At 41.8% G+C, this 3,341-nt stretch carries 6 protein-coding genes and 1 pseudogene; all 7 read left to right on the top strand.

The window, feature by feature from the left end:
• Positions 1-256, top strand: a pseudogene (locus HMPREF2613_RS00040) (phage recombination protein Bet); the annotation flags it as partial.
• A gap of 9 nt (positions 257-265) precedes the next feature.
• Positions 266-1,306 carry a DUF1351 domain-containing protein gene (locus HMPREF2613_RS00035; protein WP_070478067.1) on the top strand — a complete coding sequence of 347 codons (1,041 nt, stop codon included), beginning with the start codon at positions 266-268 and terminating at the stop codon, positions 1,304-1,306.
• 2 nt (positions 1,307-1,308) lie between these two features.
• The gene (locus tag HMPREF2613_RS11415; RefSeq protein WP_070478065.1) at positions 1,309-1,632 is read left to right on the top strand and encodes a hypothetical protein; all 324 of its coding nucleotides are present in this window, start codon (positions 1,309-1,311) and stop codon (positions 1,630-1,632) included.
• Entirely contained in the window at positions 1,625-1,960 is a 336-nt protein-coding gene (locus HMPREF2613_RS00025; protein ID WP_070478063.1) for a hypothetical protein, read from the top strand. The genes HMPREF2613_RS11415 and HMPREF2613_RS00025 overlap by 8 nt, the downstream gene beginning before the upstream one ends.
• 93 nt (positions 1,961-2,053) lie before the next feature.
• The gene (gene ssb / locus HMPREF2613_RS00020; protein ID WP_070478061.1) at positions 2,054-2,494 is read left to right on the top strand and encodes a single-stranded DNA-binding protein; all 441 of its coding nucleotides are present in this window, start codon (positions 2,054-2,056) and stop codon (positions 2,492-2,494) included.
• Positions 2,495-2,735: 241 nt separating this feature from the next.
• Positions 2,736-3,068 (top strand): hypothetical protein, encoded by a 333-nt coding sequence (locus tag HMPREF2613_RS00010; protein ID WP_049511139.1) that lies wholly within the window; start codon positions 2,736-2,738, stop codon positions 3,066-3,068.
• Between the two features lies 1 nt (position 3,069).
• Positions 3,070-3,341: RusA family crossover junction endodeoxyribonuclease (locus HMPREF2613_RS00005; protein ID WP_148129923.1), on the top strand; the 272-nt coding region annotated here is incomplete at its 3' end.

Genomic DNA, 3,341 nt, shown 5'->3' with positions numbered 1-3,341 from the left:
AAAAACAGCCCTAGTTAATGCTCTTAGAGAGGCTTTCCCTGAGGACTTGGGGAACATGTACACAGAGGACGACGGTGGAGAAACATTTGACCGTATCAAAGACGTCACACCTCAAGAGAGCCGTGAGGATGTAATTGCACGCAAGATGGCTCAGATTGAGCAATTTAACAAAGAGCAAGCCCACACAGTTCCTGGACCTACTCAAACTGAGGAGCCAATCCAGGGCGAGCTGCTAGACGGTGAACTTGAATATTAGGAGGGCAACATGCAAGAATTACAGGTAAAAGTAACACAGGCACAGGTTGAAATCATTGACCGTGAGAAATTTGAACAGAATATCAATGAGGTTGTAGCCAAGTATCAAAATTACACGGTTACAGCTGCAACCATCAAGGATGACAAGCAGACACTTGCCGATCTACGAAAATTAGACAAGCAGGTTTCTGATGAACGGATCAGGAATAAGAAAGTCTTATCTGAACCAGCTGACGAATTTGACAAGTATGTCAAGAATGCCATCCAGCCTCTAAAAGACATCATCACCAAAATCGCTAGTGATGTCAAAGAGTTTGAAGAACATCAAAAGGCTGTCCGAATTGATACAGTCAAAGGCTACATAGCCAACAAATCAGCTGAGTACATGCTGGACCCTCGTCTCTTTGATGAAAAGGCCCTTGAGTATGTCAAGGCTGGTGATTTCATGGCTGACGGCGTGACGCTTAAAAAAGCCACTATGAAGTCACTTGATGACATGGTCACATTTGAGTATCAGAAACAGCAAGAATTTGAAAAGGCTAAGTCAGCTATTTCAGGGTTATGTGCTGAGTACGGAATGACTGACTCACCTTACATCCGACAGCTGAAAGATTTGACTCTTGCTGAGGTTTTTGAACAAATCAAAGCTGACTATGAATTTGAAAAGCAAAAGGAAGAAACCAGACTGACTCAAGAACGAGCAGAGCGAGAAAATCAGGAACTTTTAGCAGCTCAACAAACTAAACAGCAGGAACAAGCTCCAAAATCAACGGAAACCCCAAAATTTGACCCAGAGACAGGCGAAATCTTGAACGGTGGGCAAATCCCCCAAAATGAGCAGGACGCTCTTAGAGGGGCTAAAAACGACCTAAAACGATATACCCAAAAAATGACTTTAGAGGTGTATTTTGTGGATACATCCGAAAAAGACCGTTTTAAGGCTGGTCTAAGTCAGCTCGGATTTGATTTTAAAAAGAACTATCAAGTCAGCGGTTATCAACGTATCGAGCCATTGACTCAGGCTGAACTCAATGAGCAATGTGGGTGGTAAGTATGGAAATCAGAAAAGTATCTGACAGCGTAGCCATCTATTCAGACGGCAAGAGATTGCAAGTTATCCACAACCTAGGGGATGAGTTTATCCTAGATTTTAAGGTGGGAGAGGATAGCGTCTGGAACCTTGATGGCCAAGTCGTAGAAATTATTGACATGATTGAGCCTGTCTTTAAAGTTTGTGGCTTTTGCTCAAAAGCTGGAGAGGGTATGCAACGCTTAAAACATGCTATCGACCACTTTGAAAGATTTGAGCAGTACATCAGAGACAATCAGGATGACCTGATAGTCTGGTGGCATAACCCAGGAGGGGAATATGATTAAAACCGTGTTTCTTTCATGTGATTATCCACGTGATGAGGCGATTGACGATCAAATAAATAGCTGGCTTGCTGAAAATCCAGGAATTAAGTTGATTGACATCAAATTTCAATCAAATGTGTCTGCTGTCGCTGACAGTGGAGTCAGTGCTGAATATTGGCATACATCCGCCTTAATTATTTACAAAGTCCCCTCAGAGAACAATATAAGCAATATCAATTCAAATGGTTTAGGTTTTTTAATCAACTGTGAGAAATGTGGCAGCTTATCAATAATCAAGGCAAAAGATGTAGGTCAAAATGTATGTTATGAATGCAAAGGAGAGAAATAATGAATGATTTTATCAAAGAGATTGGAATGGCTATCCTATGGATATTTTTAGGCTATCTCTTGGGAGAGCGTAGCGCTAGGGGGGACAAGTCAGATGATTAACAACGTTACACTGGTTGGGAGGCTTGTAGCGCCTCCTGATCTACGAAAAACGCCTAACAATGTATCTAGCTTGCAGGGGACACTTGTGGTCAATCGCAATTTCAAGAATGAAAATGGAGACCGTGAGGCTGATTTTATCAATTTTCAAGCGTGGAGAGGCACAGCTGACATCATTGCTCAGTATTGTAGCAAGGGCTCACTTATCGGGATCATTGGACGCATACAAGTCAGGTCTTACGAGAAAGACGGTCAGCGTCGATATGTGACCGAGGTAGTCGCTGAGAGCGTCGCTCTGCTAGAAAGTCGCAACAGTCAGCACGGACAAGGTCAAGGCAACACTTTCCAAAATGGAAATAGCTCATCAGGAGGCTACAACTCTCCATTTGGTCGTTCAAACCCTATGGACATCTCAGATGATGATCTGCCTTTCTAATAGGTTCTAAGTATGGTTGGATATAGATGGGAATTACCTTTAGCCTCAGAAGAGCGCAATAATACAGGATATATACATGGTAATGCAAAACCTCACCTTTTTAATAATGTAACAGGGTGGTCTCATTGCAAGAAGTATTGGCAAGAGCCTCTTTGGGCTGAGGAAATAGAATACAAAGGAACTGATAAGCATTTCTGCAAGAAGTGCCTAAAGAAATATAAAAAATTACAGGAGAAACAACATGATAACTAAAATCAATGTCCCAAAAACATCAATCGTAATCGAGATTGAAAATAAAGAAATCAAAATTGAGAATATGATTGGCTATGATATGAAGATGGTTTTTAGAAACCAGGACGCAGAGCCGTCTTTAGATGAAAATGGGGACGTTTTTGAGCCTCTCTACTGGCTAGACATTAAGGCCAAACCTGAGGAGGACGTAGAATACCATACAAGTTTAGGAGTGAAGAAAGAAAAAAGAAAACTAGCTGAGTTACAAATATTCTTTGAATATATCGAGGCTAACAAACAAAATCTTTTTGATCTCTGTGGATTGAGAGGGGAGCTTAGTTAGGATGAAATTAACCCTGAACATTGAGCCTAAGCCACAATCACGGCCAAGGTTTGCGAGACGTGGAAATTTTACCACGACTTACGAAGACAAGGACATGAAATCCTGGCGCAATCATTGCCAGCTGCTCATTGCTAATCAGTATATGGGCCAGCCTATTCTTGAGGGAGCACTGAGGGCAAAGGTTAGATTTTATATCAAACCTCCTCAGTACATTTCTAAGGCCAAGAAGAACCAGCAGGCCCTCCTGGATGAGATTATCCCTGTAGGCAAAAA

The organism is Streptococcus sp. HMSC070B10 (assembly GCF_001808665.1).
In the GTDB taxonomy this organism is placed as follows: Bacteria; Bacillota; Bacilli; order Lactobacillales; family Streptococcaceae; genus Streptococcus.
This window is presented reverse-complemented; position numbering and strand designations above follow the sequence as displayed.